This window comes from Micromonospora sp. CA-248212 (genome assembly GCF_050948405.1).
Lineage (GTDB): Bacteria > Actinomycetota > Actinomycetes > Mycobacteriales > Micromonosporaceae > Micromonospora.
Genome location: NZ_CP192023.1, coordinates 1,870,001 through 1,887,146 on the forward strand (window position 1 = coordinate 1,870,001; position 17,146 = coordinate 1,887,146).

Genomic DNA, 17,146 nt, shown 5'->3' on the forward strand with positions numbered 1-17,146 from the left:
ATGAAGCTGGTGTGGAGGCGGGCCCGCGAGGCGCGGGGACTGCTGTTTGCCGCGGTGCTCGCCGCCTTGGTCGCCGTAGCGTTGGTCACCGGCCTGTCGGACTACAACCGACGCGCGGTGGACGCCGGACAACGCGCGTTGGTCGCGGCGTCGCCGGTCGAGGAACGCGGCCTGTTGGTCAGTGGGTCCGGCGGCCGCGACGCCGCCGAGTTCGCCAAGCGTGACGGGGCGGCGCGGGCACAGTTCGCCGACGGGCTCGCCGGAGTGCCGGTCGCCGTCTCCGCCGCGCGGTACGGCACCGGCCGGGAACTGACCGGCGATCTCGGCTCGGTGCCGCGCAAGGGCACCGATCCCATCTTCGCGAACCTGGCCACTCTCGAGGGCCTGACCGCGCACGCCGAGCTGACCAACGGGGCCTGGCCCCGCGCCGGAGCGAAGCCGGCCCAGGTGAGCCTGCCGGAGCGGGTCGCCACGACACTCGGCCTGACCGTCGGCGCGCGGATTCCGCTGCGGGACCGCGCCACCGAGAAGGCCAGCGCGGTGGTGCTCGCCGGCACCTGGCGGCCCCGCGACCCGACCGAGGCGTACTGGCTGCTGGCCCCCGGTGTGGGTACGGGCAGCGTCGGGTCCGGTACCTCGTACGGGCCGTTCGCGCTGGACCCGGCCGACTTCACCACCCTCTTTCCGGGCTCGGTGACGGCGTCCTGGCTGGCCGAACCGGACCTCGGCGGTGTCGACGCCGCCGACCTGCCCGCCGTACGGGCCTCCGTCAGCGCGGCCGCGGTCGCGGTGCCCGAGGCCGCCGAACTGGGCAGCTCGGGGCAGGTCACCACGAAGATCGACCAACTGCTGGACCGGATCGCCCGAGCCGACCTGGTGGGCCGCTCCGCGTTGGCTACCCCGCTGCTGCTCATCCTGGTGCTCGGCGGCTACGCGCTGGTGCTGGTCGCCGCGCTCCTGCACGAGGACCGTCGTCCGCAGACCGCGCTGCTGCGCGCCCGTGGTGCCGCCCGCCGCCAACTGGCCGGCCTGGCCGCCCGCGAGGCGACCCTGGTCGTGGCCCCGGCCGCCCTGCTCGGGCCGGTGATCGCCGGAGAGGCGCTGCGGTTCGTCCGGCCCGGCGGCGCGGCGGAACTCTCCACCGCCGGCGGTAACACCACCCTGATCTGGGCCGCGGCCGCCGCGACGGCCGCCGGCTGCCTGGTCGCCATGGTCGCGCCGACGCTGCGGGGCTCCGGCACGTACGTGGCCGACATGGCCGCCCGATCCCGCCCGAACCGGTCGGCGAGCATCCAGCGCGCGAGCGTCGACCTGGTGCTCGTGGCACTCGCCGTGCTCGCCTGGGTGCAGCTCCGCCGGTACGCCTCGCCGCTCGCCGGCTCGAACGGCCGGCTCGGACTGGACCCGCTGCTGGTCGCCGCCCCGACCCTGGGTGTGCTGGCCGGGGCGGTGCTGGCACTGCGGGTGCTCCCGCCGCTCACCCGGTTCGCCGAACGGTTCGTCGACCGGCGACCGTGGACCGCCACCATGCTGGGCATGTGGCAGGCCGGCCGGCGTCCCCACGCCGGGCCGGTGCTGCTGCTCGCCCTCGCCGTCGGCGGCAGCACGCTCGCCTGGTCCCTGGTCAGCACCGGGGAACGGTCCCAGGTCGAGCAGGCCGGCCACACGGTCGGCGCGGACCTGCGGGTGACCGAGCGCGGCGGCGCCGCCCCGGTGACCCGGGCCGGTGAACTCGCCGCGCTGCCGGGCGTGCGCCGGGCGCTGCCGGTGTGGCGCGACGAGATGCGCGTCGGTCGCGGCGACCTGCCCGTCACCGTGATCGGCTTCGACGCGGCCGGCGCGGGGGGCGTCGTCCGGCTCGCCGACCGGCTGAGCGCCGATCCGGCGTCGACGCAGTACCAGCGGATGATCGCGGCCCGGGGCGCTCCCGGCGGCCTCGAACTGCCCGCCGGCACCCGAGCGATCACCGGTACGGCTCGCACGCCCGTCAACGGGCTCTCCCGCCCGCTGAAGGTCACCGTGTCGCTGCTGGTCACCAGCAGCGACGGGTCGGCCTACCGGCTGCCGGCCGTCGACGCCACCAGCGACGGACGGGAGACGCCGTTCACCGTGCGGCTACCCGACGTGGGAGACGCGCGACTGCGACTGGCCGGATTCGAGGCCGACGGCGGAGCGGACGCCGGAAACTCGTACCGGCTCCAGGTGGACGGGTTGACGTTGGTCGGCGCGGACGGCGCCAAGCGGCCCGCCGAGCTGACCGGGGCCTGGAACACCACCGCCGGCGGTAACCCGCCCATCCCGGCCCGGTCCAGCGCGCGGGGCGTCGTCGCCGACTATCCGGTGGACTCGATTCCCGATGGACAGTACGCATTCCATCCGCCCACCCGTTTCGCCATCGTGCCCGCCGGGCAGATCGCGCCCGTTCCGGTCCTCATGACGCCCGCTGTGCGCGACGCGATGAGCCTGCACACCGGCGACACCTTCACCCTGGCCCTTGCCGGCGCGTCCGTGCCGGCCCGGCTGATCGGTGAGCTGAGCTCCGTGCCGACCACCTCGGGGGAGGGCGTACTGCTCGACCTGCCCGCAGCGGTCGAGGCGCTGGTCCGCGGTGGTGGAACCGTCCGGAACACACCCGAGTGGTGGATCGGCGCCGACGACCCGGCGGCCGCCACCCGCGCCGCCGGTGAACTGGCCGGCGTCACCGTCCTCGACCGGCGCGCCGAGATCGCGGCCGCCGCCGACGACCCGTACTGGCGGGGCTCACGCACCGGGATGCTCGCCGCCGCGCTCGGCGCGGTACTGCTCGCCCTGGTGGGCCTCATGGTCGACGTGTGGGCCACCGCACGGCGTCGGCTGAGCGAGTTCGCCGTGCTGACCACCCTCGGCGCGACGCCCCGGCTGCTGGCCCGGGCGCTGCTGGCCGAGCAGACCTTCCTGGCCGGTATCGGCGTCGGCGTCGGGCTGCTGCTCGGCGCCGTGGTCGGGGCCACCATGGCTCCGCTGGTCATCCTCACTCCGGCCGCCGGCCGGCCGGTGCCCCCGGCGGCGTTCGCGCTGCCCTGGGTGCCCATCGGCCTGACCGCGGTCGGCCTGCTGCTGGCGGCGCTCGCCTTCAGCGCGTTCATCGCCACCGGCATCCGACAGCGGGTGGCGGCGGTGCAGCTGCGAATCGGGGGAGAACGATGAGCGTCGGCGCGGCCGCCCGCCGGGTCCGGGCGTACGGCGGGCAGTTCCTGCTTCTGGCGGTGCTGACCCTGGTGGTCACGCTGCTGGTCAGCGGGGTGCCCCGACTGGTCAACCGGCTCGCCGAAGAGGGCCTGCGGGCGCAGCTCAACAGCGAGTCGGCTGACCGCCGGGATCTCAACTACGCCACCGGGGAGGTCGACACCGCTGCGGCACCGGTCATGCCCGGAGCCCGCAAGCAGTTCGACAGCCTGGTCGAGGAGATGCCACCGCAGCTACGGTCCGCCGTCACCGAGCGCTGGTTCAGCGTGGACACCACGCCGAACCTGGTGGTCGGTCCCGACCTGAAGGCCCGCAACCTGCTGGTCCACCTCGGTCTGCGCGCCATGCCCGGCATCCAGCAGGAGAGCACCCTCGTCGAGGGCGCCTGGCCGAACGAGACCTACGTCGCCGGCCGACCCATCGAGCTGGCTCTCGACGCGGACGTGGCGCGCAAGCTCAACCTGCGCGTCGGTAGCCGACTCGACCTGGGTCAGCCCGACGACGGCGGCAAACCGACACCCATGGTGGTGGCCGGGCTGTTCCGACCGGTCGACCGCGCGAGTGGCGCCTGGGGCGGTCTGCCGCAGGTGCTCCAGGTCGTCGAACCGGAGGGCGACGGCCAGCCCTTCATCGGCGTCGGCGTGGTCGCCCCGGTGGTCCTCGACAAGGGGGCCGCGGCCGGCTGGCCGGTGCGTACGCAGTGGCGTTACCGGCTCGGCGTGGATCGGATCAGCGCGCGCCAGCTCGACCAGATGATCGAGGGCCTGCAACAGTTGCAGCGACACGTTCCGCCCGGTCTCACGTTGACGCAGGCGGTCGACATCCCGCTGCGCGCGTTCGCCGCCCAGGTGAACTCCGCCCGGACCCTGCTCGCGGTGGTCGGTGCGGGCGTCCTGGCCACCCTGGCCGGGCTGATCCTGCTCGCGGCGACCCTGTCCACCCGCCGACGCCGCTCGGAGTTCGCCCTCATCCGGGCCCGTGGCGGCGCGGCCACCGCCGGCGCGCGCCGCAGCCTCGCCGAGTCACTGCTGGTGGTGCCGGTCGCCGCGGCGGTCGGCTGGTGGTTGGGCACCCTCTTCCCCGGTACGCCCGACCCGACCGCGCCGTACGCCGCCGTGGTGACCCTGCTGGTCACCCTGGCCCTGCCGTTGGCGACGCTGACGGTGCAGGGCGTCGGCGCGGCCCGCCGGGACCTGGTCCGGATGCGTCCGTCGACTCGCCGGCTGACCGTCGAGGTCTTCCTGCTGGTGCTGGCCGGGCTCGCCGCCGTGCTGCTGCGCCGGCGCGGGCTCACCCTCGGCGAGGTCGACCCGCTGCTCGTGTCGGTGCCGGTGCTGCTCGCGGTCGCCGCGGCGGTGCTCGCGCTGCGTGCGTACCCGTGGCCGTTGTTGCTGGTCAGTCGGCTCGCCGCGCGTACCCGCGGCAGCGTGACCTTCCTCGGCACCGCACGGGCCGGCCGGTCGGCGGTCGCCGCGCCGCTGGTCGTCGTGGTCCTGGCGATCGGCACGGCGGCCTTCTGCGCGGTCGTCGCCGGCGGCGTCGACGCGAGCCGGGGCCGGGCCGCCGAACAGGTCGTTCCCGCCGACGCGCTGATCCGGGGGGAACGCTTCGCCCCGGACACGGTCGACGCGCTGAACGGTCTGCCCGGCGTCCAGGCCGCCACACCGGTGCTCATCGAGCCGGACCAGCGGCTGGCGGCCGACGAGGTCGGCACCGACGCGCGGATCGGCCAGACCACCGTGCTGCTCGTCGACGGTCCCGGTCTGGCCACGGTGACCGGTGAGTCCGGGGTGGACGTCCGGGTGCCGGAGCCGTTGCGCACCGCCCACGCCGAAGCGGGGGCGCTGCCCGCGATCGTGTCACCGGCCGTCGCCGCCGACCTGGCGCGGACGGGTCTGCGGGACTCGGCGTTCGTCTCGGTGCAGGGCCAGCGGTACGAGTTCCGGGTGGCCGGCGCGCAGGACGGTTTCCCCCTGCTGCCGGCGAGCACCAGCCGGTTCGTGATCCTGCCCTGGCAGGCGCTGCCGCAGCGGGCCACCCAACCGGCGCCGACCAGCCTGCTCGTCGCCGGCGACCGGCTCGACGCGGAGGCGCTGCGGCAGGCCGGTGACGAGGGTCAGTTGCGCTTCCAGCAGCAGGGGGCGGTCACCGGTCGGGCACGGCCACTGGGAGTCACCGTCGACACCCGGGCGGGCGTACGACACCAGCTCGCGGACGGTGGCGCGAACGGCGTCCTGGCCTTCGGGTTCGTGGGCGGCGCCGCCGGCGGGACGGTCCTCGGCCTGCTGGCCATCGCGTTCACCGTGCTGGCCGGGGCGCGGGCCCGGGGGCAGGTGCTGTCCCGGCTGCGCACCCTCGGGCTGTCCCGCCGGCAGTGGCGGGGGCTGCTGCTGGTCGAGCTGACCCCGCTGGTCGGGGTGTCGGTGCTGACCGGAGCGCTGGTCGGCGCGGTGCTCCCCCTGGTGCTCAATCCGGTGCTCGGCCTGTCCGCGTTCACCGGCGGAGTGCCGGTCCGGGTGGCGTTCGAACCCGGGCTGGTCGTCGCGGTGGTCGCGCTCGGCGCGATCGCCCTTGGCTTCGCGGTCGCCGTCGAGGCCCTGAACAACCGCCGGTTGCGCCTCGGCGAGGTGCTCCGGCTCGGAGAGGAGAGCTGAGATGACCGTTACCGCCCAGAGTGCCCTGGTGCCCGATTTGGCTTCCCTGCAGCAGCGGGCCGCGCAACGCGCCGCCGAGCGGGCCGGCGGGCAGGACCGCCTGCGTGGCCACATCGTCTGCGACGGTCTGGTGCGCATCTTCAAGACCGAGGGGGTGGAGGTGGTCGCCCTACAGGGGCTCGACCTGGTCATCGACCGGGGTGAGCTGGTGGCGATCGTCGGCGCGTCCGGCTCGGGCAAGTCGACCCTGCTCAACATCCTCTCCGGCCTCGACACGCCGACCGCCGGCATCGCCCGGGTGGCCGACTACGACCTGCTCTCGCTCTCCGCGAAGCGTCGGTTGAGCTACCGACGGCAGTTGGTCGGGTTCGTCTGGCAGCAGACCGGCCGCAACCTGCTGCCGTACCTCACCGCGCAGGAGAACGTCGAACTGCCGATGCAGTTGGCGGGCAAGCGTTCGGCGCGGGCCCGCCGGGAACGGGCCCGGGAACTGCTCGACCTGGTCGGCGTGGGCTACGGCGCGCAGCGGCGGCCCGGTCAGCTCAGCGGCGGCGAGCAGCAGCGGGTGGCGGTGGCGGTGGCCGTGGCCAACGACCCCGAGGTGCTCTTCGCCGACGAGCCGACCGGTGAGCTGGACGAGGCCACCGGCGCGGAGGTCTTCGGGGCGCTGCGCACGATCAACGCCGAGCTGGGCGTGACCATCGTGGTCGTCACCCACGACCACGCCGTCGCCACCCAGGTCCGCCGGACCGTCGCGATCCGCGACGGTCGAACCGCTTCCGAGGTACGCCGGACCGCGCGCGTCGACGCGGACGGCAACACCGAACTGGTCAGCGAGGAGTACGCGGTGCTGGACCGCAACGGCCGGATGCAACTGCCGGCCGCGTTCGTCGACGCGCTGTCGCTGAAGGAGCGGGTCCGGCTCGATCTGGAGCCCGACCATGTGCAGGTACGGCCCGGTGACCGGGTCTCGGAGGAGCGGGAGGCACGGGCGTGAACTATCAGGACATGGCGGTCGCGGGAGCGGCCTCGACTGCTGGCGGGCCGGGTGTGCCGCCCGCCGAGGTGGTCCGGGTCAGCGGGGTGAGCCGCACCTTCGGCCGTGGTGAGCACGCCGTGCACGCGGTGCGGGACGTCTCGTTCACCGCCAACCGCGGCGAGCTGATCGCCATCCGCGGTCGCTCGGGTGCCGGCAAGACCACGTTGCTGAACCTCATCGGCGGGCTGGACCGGCCGGACAGCGGCCAGGTGGTGGTGGCCGGGCACGAGGTGACCTCGGCCGGGGAGGCCGAGTTGTTGCGGCTGCGCCGGGGCACGGTCGGGTTCGTCTTCCAGACCTTCGGGCTGGTGCCGATCCTCTCCGCCGCCGAGAACGTCGGCGTGCCGTTGCGGCTGGCGCAGGTGCCGGCCGCCGAGCGCGAAGAGCGCGTCGCGGTGCTGCTCGAACTGGTGGGCCTGGGTGGGCACGCCGCCCAGCGCCCGTACGAGCTCTCCGGCGGCCAGCAGCAGCGGGTCGCCCTCGCCCGTGCGCTCGCCAACGAACCGGACCTGCTCATCGCCGACGAGCCCACCGGTCAGCTCGACTCGGAGACGGGACGGTCCATCATGGACCTGCTTCGCGCGGTGGTGCACGCGCGAGGCATGACAGCCCTGGTCGCCACGCACGACCCGGCCCTGATCGACCTCGCCGACCGGGTCCTCGTCCTGCGCGACGGCCGGCTAGTCGACGGCTGACCAACGCCCGCCGCCCGCAACGGCCTGCTGAGCGGCGGTCTGAGCCGGCCGCCGGCCGCCGGCCGCCGGCCGCCGGCCGCCGGCCGCCGGTGGCTGGCAGCCGGTGGCCGGTGCCTGGTCGCCGGTGCGCTGGGCCGTCGACTCGGTCAGGGCGGACCACTAGGTCTGTCCGCTCCCTGTCGAGCTGCCCCAGAAATGGGGCGCGCGGTTGGCGTGCGGCGGGTGCCTGTGCCAGCCATTGTGCGTCAGCGGGTGCCGGGTCGGCCGTGATGTGGTTGGCGTTGGTGGGTGCTGTGTCGGCGGTTGATGTGGTTGGCCTAGGTGAGTGCCGGGCCAGGCCGTCGGCGTGGATCGCTGCGCCCCACATCTGGGGCAGCTCGACAGGCGTCCAGTGGCAACCTGGGGCCCGAGCCGTCGACCACCTGTCAGGGGCCCCCGCCCTGCCGGCGCTACCGGCGGGGCGGCGTAGGCGGGCGGCCCGGCGTCTCGGGCGGGTCAGAGCGGAAGCTTCATGCCTTCGTGGCTGGCTCTGAAGCCGAGGCCCAGATAGAAGCGGTGCGCGTCGGTACGGGACTTGTCGGTGGTGAGCTGGACCAGGGCGCAGCCCCGCCGCCGGGCCTGGTCGATGACCCAGGCCATCATCTGCCGGCCGAGCCCTTGCCCGCGCCGGTCGGAGCGCACCCGGACCGACTCGATGAGGGAGCGCTCGGCACCGTGCCGGCCCAGCCCCGGGATGTAGGTGATCTGTAGGCACCCGACCAGGTCGCCGTCCTGCTCGGCGACGATCAGGAAGTTGCGCGGGTCGGCGCTGATGTCGGCGAACGCCCGTTCGTACGCCTCGTCGACCTGGGTGAAGTCACGAGCCTTGCCCAGGACGTCGTCGGCGAGCAGGGCGATGACGGCGGGCAGGTCCGCGCGGACAGCCTCCCGGAAGATCATGTCGCTCATACCGGTCAGCCTGGCACAACGTCACTTGGCCGGGCAGCGCAGGCCCTCGCGGGGAACGGTCAGGTCGAGCAGGTACGCGTCGACGGCCTGGGTGATGCAGGAGGTCTGCGGGTACGCGGTGTGCCCCTCGCCCTCCCACGTGAGCACCCGGCCCACGCCCAGCATCGAGGCGAGCCGGCCGGTCTGCTCGTACGGCGTCGCGGGGTCGCCGGTCGTGCCGACCACCACGATCGGTGGCGCGCCGTTGGCCCGCCCGGTCGGGTACGGGTCCCGGCCGCCCGGCCACTCGACGCAGCTCAGCATGCCGACGGCGAGCGCCGGACCGAACAGCGGGTACTTCGCGCGCCACTGCGACTGCAACTGGCGGATCTGCTCCCGGCTCGGCTTCTCGGTCTCGTCTGCGCAGTTGATGGCGAGGTTGGCGTCGAACAGGTTCGAGTAGTGCCCGTCGCTTTCCCGCCCGGCGTACGAGTCGGCGAGCCGGAACACGTCCTTCGGGTCGCCCTCGGCCAGCCGGTCGATGGCCCGTGCCAGCTCCTGCCAGCCGGACTCCGTGTAGAGGGACGAGATGACCGCGTAGAAGACCCAGCCCGCGGTGGCCTCCCGCCCGTCGTCGCCCCGGACGGGGGAGACCTTGGCCTTGTCGATGGCCGAGGTCACGGCGGCGCGGGCGTCGGGAGCGATCGGGCAGCGCGGGGCGTTGGCGGCGCACCATCGGGTGAAGTTGTCGAACGCCCGCTCGAACCCGCGGGCCTGGCTCTCCGAGCCGGCCACCAACCGCTGCTGCGGGTCGACGGCGCCGTCGAGCACCAACGCGCGTACCCGCTGCGGGTAGAGCTGGGCGTAGATGGCGCCGAGCAGCGTGCCGTAGGAGTAACCCAGGTAGGTCAGCTTGTCGTCACCGACGGCGGCGCGGACGGCGTCCATGTCCCGGGCGGCCTGCTCACTGCCGTACAGGGGCAACTGGTCGCCGTAGCGGTCCCCGCAACCACGCCCGATCCGCTGGCTCAACCCGGCGAAGCCGTCGAACGACGCCTGGCTCTGCGGGTCGGGGTCGTAGCCGAAGCTCGTGTCCAGGTCGGCGTCGGAGATGCACTTGACCGGACTGGAGCGGGAAACGCCGCGCGGGTCGAAGCCGACGATGTCGAAGCGCTCGGTGATCGAGGTGGGCAGTCCACCGAACTGGGTGCCGAACGAGAGGTAGACGGCGGTGTCCACACCGGAGCCGCCCGGTCCGCCGGGGTTGACCACCAGGGAGCCGATGCGGTCGCGCTGCCGGGTGGACCGGGCCCGCAGCAGAGCGATCTCGAAGGTCTGCCCGGCGCCGGGTCCGGCGGTGGCCCCGCTGCCGGTGCCCCAGTCCCGGGGCACGGCGATCCGCGCGCACTCGTAGCGCATGTCCGGTGCGCCCCGCCCCACCAGATCCTCGGCCACCTCCGGGCACGGCCGCCAGGTGGCCGACGAGCCGGCCGGGGCCGCCTCACCCTGCACCTCGGTGCGCGGCGCGAACGCCGGTAGCGTGCAGCCGGCGGTGAGCAGGGCCGCCACGGCGAAGGCGACGAAACGGTGACGGACCCGGCGACCGGGTGCCATCCGAGGGTGGTCGGCGGTGCGGCTCACGTGATCCTCCGGAGTCGGGTCGACGGCCAGGCTACGCCGGACCGGTGGCGGCCCGATCCAGGGTGACCGCCGGATCGCCGCGCAGCACCTGGTCCACGTCGAAGCGGATCGGACGGTCGAGCTGGTCGTAGCGGCAGGAGCGGGGATCGCGGTCGGGTCGCCACCGGACGAACTGGGCGGTGTGCCGGAAGCGGTCGCCCTCCATCGCGTCGTAGCCCACCTCGACGACCAGTTCCGGGCGCAGCGGCTCCCACTCCAGGTTCTTGGTGCCGGTCCACCGGCTCACCCCGCCCGGGATGCGCTGACCGCGTTCGTGGTCGCCGTGCACCCACGGGTGCTCGCTGCCGGTGTCCCGGTAGGGGGCCAACTCGTCGAGCAACTCGGCCCGGCGGGCCATGCTGAACGACGCGCTCACCCCGACGTGGTGCAGGACGCCCTCGTCGTCGTAGAGGCCGAGCAGCAGCGAGCCGACCACCGGGCCGGACTTGTGCCAGCGGAAGCCGGCCACCACCGCGTCGGCGGTGCGGGCGTGCTTGACCTTGAACATCAACCGCTTGCCCGGCTCGTACGTCAGGTCGGCCGGCTTGACGATCAGGCCGTCCAGCCCCGCGCCCTCGAAGACGTCGAACCAGCGGCGGGCGGTCTCCGGGTCGGTGGTGACCTGGGTGACGTGCACCGGCGGGCGCACCTCGGCCAGGGCCTGGACCAGCCGCTCCCGGCGGCGCGGGTACGGCTGGTCGAGCAACGCCTCGTCACCGACGGCCAGCAGGTCGAAGGCGACGAAGTCGGCGGGCGTGGTCTCGGCCAGCAGCTTGACCCGCGACGCCGCCGGGTGGATGCGCTGGGCCAGCAGCTCGAAGTCCAGCCTCGGCTGACCGGATGGCCCGTCCCGCCGGATCACGATCAGCTCGCCGTCGACCGCGCACCGCTCGGGCAGCTGCCGGCGGGCCTGCTCGACCACCTCGGGGAAGTAGCGGGTCATCGACTTGCCGCCCCGGCTGGCCAGCTCGACCTCGTCGCCGTCGCGGAACACGATGCACCGGAACCCGTCCCACTTGGGCTCGTACGTCACACCGGGCGTGGTGGGTAGCTTGGCGACGCTCTTGGCCAGCATCGGCTCGACCGGAGGGTTGATCGGCAGGTCCACGGCGACCAGTCAATCAGACGGCACCGACAGCCGTGAGGCAGATCACCGCTGGTGCGGCGGTGGCGTGTCCGCCCGCGCGCCCCTCGTCCCCCACGGGCGAATCAGATAACCGCAGGTCAGAGCTAGTTTCGCGGGATGGCCGAGTGGGTCTGTGACTGCTGCGGGCGGTGGCGGGTCAGCGTCGAGCTGGTCCGCGGCCGCTACCGCTACCGGCTGGCCCGTCGATATCCACAGCGGTTCGGTGGCGGCCGGGACGTGCTCGGCGAGGTCGCCACGGTGTCCGAGCTGGAAGAGCTGCTGCGGCGTCGTACCCCGTTGAGCCTGGCCGACCTGCGCGAAGCCGCCTGATCCCGCGCGGCCGGCGGACCCACGGCCCGATCGATGATCGGACCGCCCGGTGGATGCCGCGGTGACGGTCCGCCGGGCAGCGTCGTCGGCAGGAGGTGGCGGAGCCGGACGGCGCCACCGGGGGAGGGGACGCGATGCGGTTCGCAGCGAACACCGAGATCGGCGCCGACGCCGAGCGGGTCTGGGCGGTGCTGGTGGACGTGGAACGGTGGCCGGAGTGGACCGCCTCGGTGACCCGGGCCGAGCGGGGTGAGCCGGGGCCCCTCGCGGTCGGCGCGACCGCCCGCCTGACCCAGCCGAAACTGCGCCCGGCGGTCTGGCGGGTCGTCGAGCTGACCGAGGGGTGGGAATTCACCTGGGTCTCCGACGTCCCGGGTGTGCACACCCGTGGCGAGCACCGGTTGGTGCCGTTGCCCGACGGACGTACCCGGGTCGACGTGGCCATCGACCAGAGCGGACCGCTGGCCGGTCTGATCGGCCGGCTGTACGGCGGCCTGCTGCGCCGCTACGTCGGGCTGGAGGCCGACGGGCTCAGGCGTCGCTGTGAGCGGAGCTGACGGCCGGTTTCTCCAGCACGGCCAGCGGGGTGCCGTTCGGGTCCGGACGGTGCGCCACGACCCGGTAGCCGTACCGCTGGTAGAGCGCGAGGGTGCGGGCGCTGTCCGCGCCGGTGAAGAGGGTGAACCGGGCCGCGCGGCCGGCGCAGGCCTCCTCGATCGCGACCAGCAGTCGCGCCCCGAGACCCCGCCCCTGCTGGTCGGGGGCGACCGAGAGGCGTCCGACCTGTGCGGTGTCGCCGGCCAGGTGGGCGCGCACCGAGCCGACCAGCCGGTGCCCCGAGCGGGCGACGAGCACGATATCCGGGCCGGCCAGCACGGCCGCGACCTCGTCCAGGGTCTCGGTCAACGGCGGCAGGAAGGGCTCGCCGTAGTGTTGCGCCTCGCTCAGGTACGCGGCGCGCTGGACGGTCAGGATCTCGCCGGCGTCCGCGACAACCGCCGCAACGATGCTCACCTCGACGCTCATCGGGGCAGCACAACACAGCCGGCGTTGCCGAACCCGGGCGGCCCGGCCGCTGCCCGGCAGCCGGGAAACGCTCAGAAGCGGGCGAACGAGCGGATCGGCGCGCGCGGGCCGTACTTCGGCGCCTGGATACCGGCGGCCTCCAGCAGCACACACACCCGACCCCGATGCCCCCGGAACGGCTCCAGCAGGGTCAGCATCCGCGCGTCGTCGCCCCTCGGTTCGCCGGCCAGGGCCCAGGACACGGTGTTCGGGATGTGGTAGTCGCCGACGCTCACCGCGTCGGGGTCGCCGTACGCGATCCGGACCACCTCGGCAGCGGTCCACGGCCCGATGCCCGCGATGGCGGTCAGCCGGCGGGTCGCCTCCGCCGCGTCGACGCAGCGCTCCAGACGGTCGGCCAGCGCGGCGGCCCGGCGCAGCGTGTCGGCCCGGCGCTGCTCCACGCCGAACGGGTGGAACACCCAGTACGGGGTGGCGGCCACCGCGGCGGCCTCGGGTGGCAGCAGCAGCGGCTGAAGCGGGCCGGGCGCCGGCTCGCGGAAGTGCCGCACGGTCGCCGCGTACGCCCGGTACGCCTCCTTGCCGGTGACCTTCTGCTCGAAGACCGCCCGCAGCAGTCGGGGGAAGACCTGCCCGGTGGTGGGCATGCGCAATCCCCGGTGCTCCCGGGCCAGCCGGGCGACGAGCGGGTGCGCCGCCGCCAACTCGGCGAAGCCGGTGAGGTCGTCGCGCAGCCCGGCGATCCCGTCGGCGTGTGCCACCACATGCTCGGCGCCCGGCCCGTACCCCTCGGCGAGCAGATCACCGCCCGTCGGTCGCAGCGCGAGGGTGGCCGGTCCCTGCGGGGTGCGGGTCGCCCACCAGAAGGTGCCGGCGGCGATCCGCGCGCACGGGTCGTACGGGCTGAAGGTCAGCGCGCGGACCGACGCGGCCAGCCGGTATCCGACCGGCGGGTGCAGCACCCGGGTCGCGGCGGGTTCGGTCTCGGTCACCCTGCCACTCTGCCAGGTCACGCGGCGGTGCCGGTCGCCGCCGTCCGCCGACGTGCCACCGGGTACGACGGTGGCCGGTCGCGCCCGCTGCGGCTGCGACCGGCCACCGTCGTACCCCGGCGGTGCCGGGATCAGTACGAGTAGCCCGAGCCTCCGGCGTCGCTCGACCCGCTGTCCGCCGGCGGCGCGACGGCCTTTGGCGTCGAGGTGGGCAGGCAGGTCAGGTTCTTCTTGCCGTTCTGGTCGACCACGAACCAGGTGCCGCCGACGGCCTGACCCTTCCACTGGCCGGGCTTCTTGTCGCCGATGTAGCGGTAGACCGGCCAGCCGCCGATGGTGAGCTGGCGGGTGCCGTCCTGGCGGGTGACGCTGCCGACCTTGTCGTCGGAGAGGCCGGTGAGCTGGGGGTTCCCGTCGGTCAGCGCGGGCGGCCACACCTGCGCGCACTTGTCGACGCAGTTCGACGCGGGCGGGTCGGCGGTGTCCTTGTCGAAGCGGTACAGGACCCAGCCGTCCTGGTCCGTCACGACGTTGCCCATCCGGGCGATCTTCTTGCCGATCAACTGCTCGGTCAGGTCGACGTCCGCGGCCGGCGGCGCGTCGGCGACCGGCGCCTCCGCGGATGCCGACGCCTCGGGCTCCGCCGACGCGCTGGGCTCGGCCGCGGCGACGGCGACCGGCTCGGCCGCGCTCGAGTTCGCCCCGTCGTAACCCGCGGGAGCGCAGGCCGTTAGTGCGACCATCGCGCTCGCGACGATGACGGTCCGCTTCATCTGTGCCACGTGCCCTCCTCATTCTTGGCAGTTCACCCATAGGTACGGCGAGCGGGCTGTCAAGGTTGAAGAAGTAACAGTGGTCAATTTCACGGGTTTTGATTGAACCGTAGCGAACGATGATGCGTACGGCCCCACGCGGAATTTTCGACGGAAACAAAAATCGACGCCGGCCATTGGACAATGGCCGGCGTCGACGATGGTACGCGACCCTACATGGGCACCGTGACCAGCGGGCTCGCCACACCGTTACGGTCCACCGACTGCACCTGGAGCTGTTTGATGTCGCGCGTCAACGCCGACGTCGACGCGCTCAGCTCAAGACCCTGCGGGCGGCTGTTGGTGCCGTAACCACCCTCGGGCACCGACCACGTCGAAATCACCTCCGTGGTGGCGTTGTCGCGCACCACCACCAGTCGGCAGGTCCGCGGGCCGGGCAGTTTCCGCAGGCTGAAGTTGATGCGGGTGCCGTACTCCCGCTCAAGGAGGAACATGGTCGTCTGGACGCCGGTCGTCGGGTCGGTGGCGTCGACCTGGTCGCCCTCCTCCTCGGTGCCGCCGACGCCCGGTCCGCTCGGCGGCGCGGTCGGCGCGCTCGTCGGCGGGTCGTTGACGCCGGCGCTCGTCGACGGCTCCGCGAGATTGCCCGGCGTCTCGTCCCCGGCCACACTCACGAAGCCGTAACCCGTCAACCCGCCGAAGACCACCACCGCCGCGGCGGTCGCGAGCAGCTGACGAAACCTGGTGCGCCGCCGGTCGGCCCGGACCGCGACCAATGTCCGGTCCAGCAGCGCCGGATCCGTGGCGGTCTGCTCCAGGGCCATCATCGTCTCGCCGTCGATGCCGGAGAGCAGGCCCACCACCGGCACCATCGTCTCCAGCTCGGCCGCGCACGCCCAGCAAGCGGCGAGATGCTCCTCGAACCGCTCGGTGTCCTGCTCGTCAAGCACGCCGAGCGCGTACGCGGCGACGTCCATGTGGTCCGGCCGGCTCATTCTGTCACCCCCCGCTCCTGCAGAGCCGTGCGCAAGGCGCGCAGCGCGTAGTAGACCCGCGACTTGGCGGTGCCCAACGGAAGCCCCAGCTCCTCCGCCGCCTCCGGCACCGTCCGCCCCCGGAAGTACGTCGCGATCAGGATCTCCCGATGCGACTGACTCAGCGTACGCAGCGCGTCCGCCACCGTCATCGTGCGCAGCACCCGGTCGGTGCTGTCCGCCTCGGCGAACGCCGTCAGGTCCCGGTCGTACGTCTCCGGCGGCCGGGCCTCCTGGCTGCGGTGCTCGTCGATGGCGATCCGACGTGCCACGGTGACCAGCCACGGCCGCAGGGAACCCTGCCCCTGTGCGCCGAGGCGGTGCGCGTTGCGCCAGGCCCGCAACAGCGTCTCTTGGACGATGTCCTCCGCGCGCTGCCGGTCCCCCCCGGTGAGCCGCATGACGAACATCAGCAACGGGCCGGCGTGCTCGGCGTAGAGCAGCCGGATCAACTGGTCGGAGTGGCTGGCCTCGGTTGTCGTCGCCTGGTGGCGCCCGGGCGCCGGTCGGGGCGTCACCGGACCATTTTGGCGAGACGTGGCTCGGGCGTCGACCCCCCGGGCAGACGAGGTCGACCGTGACGACGACCGCGCGGACAACCAGTCCGCGCCAACCGCGTCGCCATGCCAACCGGCCGCCACCGCATGCATGCAGACCTCCGGGATGTCCGTGACCAACGCCGCCCCCACAAGGCGGGCCGCCCGGTGGTACGCAGCCACGCCCCGAGCGGATCAACGAACAACGAAAAAAACTTCGGCGGCGTCACCGGTGACCGGTCAACGGCGGACGGAGAACAGCCCCGGCGGTGGCGGGTCCGAGCCGGTGGCGTCGACGTCGCGCACCACCGCCGCCCCGCCGGCGAAGCGGTCCAACTCGTCATCGGCCACCACCCGGCCGGGAAACCAGTCGCCGGCCGCCCGCCGGGTCAAGCCGGGCACCGGGGGAGTGGTCCGCCCGGCGACCAGCACCAGATTGCCGTACCGGCGACCACGCAGCACCCCCGCGTCGCCGACCAGGCACGCCTGCGGCAGCACCGAACGCACCGTGGCGACCTGACTGCGGGCGTACCGCAGCGGCGGGCCGTCGGCCAGGTTCGCCAGCAACCAGCCCGCCGGACGGAGCACCCGCGCGACCTCCGCGGCGTACTCGACCGACGTGAGGTGCGCCGGGGTGCGGGCACCGGCGAAGACGTCGGCGACCACCACGTCGTAGCTGGCGTCGCGCGTCGAGGTCAGCACGGCCCGCGCGTCCTGCACGCGGACCCGCAGCCGCGCGTCCGCAGGCCAGGGCAGCATGCGCCGCACCAGCTCCACCAGGGCGCCGTCCACCTCGGACACCCGCTGGGTCGAGCCGGGCCGGGTCGCCGACACGTACCGGGGCAGGGTCAACGCGCCGCCGCCCAGGTGCAGCACCCGCAGCGGCTCGCCCGGGGGCGCGATCAGGTCCAGCGCGGCGGCCAGCCGTCGGACGTACTCGAACTCCAGGTGGGTGGGGTCGCTCAGGTCGACGTGCGACTGCGGCGCGCCGTCCAACAGCAGCGTCCACGAACCGGGCCGGTCCGCCGACGGCACCAGCTCGGCCAGACCGGTGTCCACCCGCTCGACCACCCGGTCACCCGCTCGTTTACGCCCCACCGCGACCCCCG

15 protein-coding genes are annotated in these 17,146 nt (G+C 73.8%); 6 read left to right on the forward strand and 9 right to left on the reverse strand.

The features are described from left to right. From ACQP03_RS09295 to ACQP03_RS09310, 4 genes are read left to right on the forward strand one after another with little or no spacing between them, the layout of a single operon-like run. Positions 1 to 3,186 carry an FtsX-like permease family protein gene (locus ACQP03_RS09295; protein ID WP_433460806.1) on the forward strand — a complete coding sequence of 1,062 codons (3,186 nt, stop codon included), beginning with the start codon at positions 1 to 3 and terminating at the stop codon, positions 3,184 to 3,186. After that, positions 3,183 to 5,879 carry an FtsX-like permease family protein gene (locus ACQP03_RS09300; RefSeq protein ID WP_357171277.1) on the forward strand — a complete coding sequence of 899 codons (2,697 nt, stop codon included), beginning with the start codon at positions 3,183 to 3,185 and terminating at the stop codon, positions 5,877 to 5,879. The genes ACQP03_RS09295 and ACQP03_RS09300 overlap by 4 nt, the downstream gene beginning before the upstream one ends. Position 5,880: 1 nt before the next feature. Continuing rightward, complete coding sequence (locus ACQP03_RS09305) at positions 5,881 to 6,876, forward strand: ABC transporter ATP-binding protein (RefSeq protein ID WP_357171279.1); 996 nt, start codon at positions 5,881 to 5,883, stop codon at positions 6,874 to 6,876. An 11-nt stretch (positions 6,877 to 6,887) separates the two neighbouring features. Next, positions 6,888 to 7,613 (forward strand): ABC transporter ATP-binding protein, encoded by a 726-nt coding sequence (locus ACQP03_RS09310; RefSeq protein ID WP_357171581.1) that lies wholly within the window; start codon positions 6,888 to 6,890, stop codon positions 7,611 to 7,613. A 495-nt stretch (positions 7,614 to 8,108) separates the two neighbouring features. Here the strand turns inward: ACQP03_RS09310 and ACQP03_RS09315 are convergent, their stop codons facing one another. Genes ACQP03_RS09315 through ACQP03_RS09325 form a run of 3 tightly spaced genes read right to left on the reverse strand, consistent with a single transcriptional unit; the run spans position 8,109 to position 11,328 of the window. Beyond that, positions 8,109 to 8,561 (reverse strand): GNAT family N-acetyltransferase, encoded by a 453-nt coding sequence (locus tag ACQP03_RS09315; RefSeq protein WP_357122847.1) that lies wholly within the window; start codon positions 8,559 to 8,561, stop codon positions 8,109 to 8,111. Between the two features lie 21 nt (positions 8,562 to 8,582). After that, positions 8,583 to 10,154 (reverse strand): alpha/beta hydrolase, encoded by a 1,572-nt coding sequence (locus ACQP03_RS09320; protein WP_357393629.1) that lies wholly within the window; start codon positions 10,152 to 10,154, stop codon positions 8,583 to 8,585. A 58-nt stretch (positions 10,155 to 10,212) separates the two neighbouring features. Beyond that, positions 10,213 to 11,328, reverse strand: coding sequence for an ATP-dependent DNA ligase (locus ACQP03_RS09325; protein WP_357393544.1), 1,116 nt, complete (start codon positions 11,326 to 11,328; stop codon positions 10,213 to 10,215). Positions 11,329 to 11,463: 135 nt separating this feature from the next. Here ACQP03_RS09325 and ACQP03_RS09330 point away from each other — a divergent pair, with 135 nt between their 5' ends. Then, positions 11,464 to 11,676, forward strand: a complete 213-nt coding sequence (locus ACQP03_RS09330) for a hypothetical protein (protein WP_357393542.1) — start codon at positions 11,464 to 11,466, stop codon at positions 11,674 to 11,676. A gap of 134 nt (positions 11,677 to 11,810) precedes the next feature. Continuing rightward, on the forward strand, positions 11,811 to 12,233 hold the full coding sequence (locus ACQP03_RS09335; RefSeq protein ID WP_357393540.1) for an SRPBCC family protein: 423 nt from the start codon (positions 11,811 to 11,813) through the stop codon (positions 12,231 to 12,233). Here the strand turns inward: ACQP03_RS09335 and ACQP03_RS09340 are convergent. From ACQP03_RS09340 to ACQP03_RS09365, 6 genes are all read right to left on the reverse strand, one after another. Next, positions 12,208 to 12,702: a GNAT family N-acetyltransferase gene (locus ACQP03_RS09340; RefSeq protein ID WP_357122859.1), complete on the reverse strand. Its 495-nt coding sequence runs from the start codon at positions 12,700 to 12,702 to the stop codon at positions 12,208 to 12,210. The genes ACQP03_RS09335 and ACQP03_RS09340 overlap by 26 nt on opposite strands. A gap of 71 nt (positions 12,703 to 12,773) precedes the next feature. Next, positions 12,774 to 13,694 (reverse strand): DNA-3-methyladenine glycosylase family protein, encoded by a 921-nt coding sequence (locus ACQP03_RS09345; protein ID WP_357122862.1) that lies wholly within the window; start codon positions 13,692 to 13,694, stop codon positions 12,774 to 12,776. A 131-nt stretch (positions 13,695 to 13,825) separates the two neighbouring features. Further along, positions 13,826 to 14,476 carry a COG4315 family predicted lipoprotein gene (locus ACQP03_RS09350; protein ID WP_355051743.1) on the reverse strand — a complete coding sequence of 217 codons (651 nt, stop codon included), beginning with the start codon at positions 14,474 to 14,476 and terminating at the stop codon, positions 13,826 to 13,828. A gap of 203 nt (positions 14,477 to 14,679) precedes the next feature. Continuing rightward, positions 14,680 to 15,462 (reverse strand): anti-sigma factor family protein, encoded by a 783-nt coding sequence (locus tag ACQP03_RS09355; protein ID WP_357171286.1) that lies wholly within the window; start codon positions 15,460 to 15,462, stop codon positions 14,680 to 14,682. Further along, a complete protein-coding gene (locus ACQP03_RS09360; protein WP_355051883.1) occupies positions 15,459 to 16,151 on the reverse strand; it encodes a sigma-70 family RNA polymerase sigma factor in 693 nt (230 codons plus the stop codon). Before ACQP03_RS09360 ends, ACQP03_RS09355 begins: the two co-directional genes overlap by 4 nt. A 126-nt stretch (positions 16,152 to 16,277) precedes the next feature. After that, positions 16,278 to 17,135, reverse strand: coding sequence for a spermidine synthase (locus tag ACQP03_RS09365; protein ID WP_357393350.1), 858 nt, complete (start codon positions 17,133 to 17,135; stop codon positions 16,278 to 16,280). Between the last annotated feature and the right edge of the window lie 11 nt (positions 17,136 to 17,146).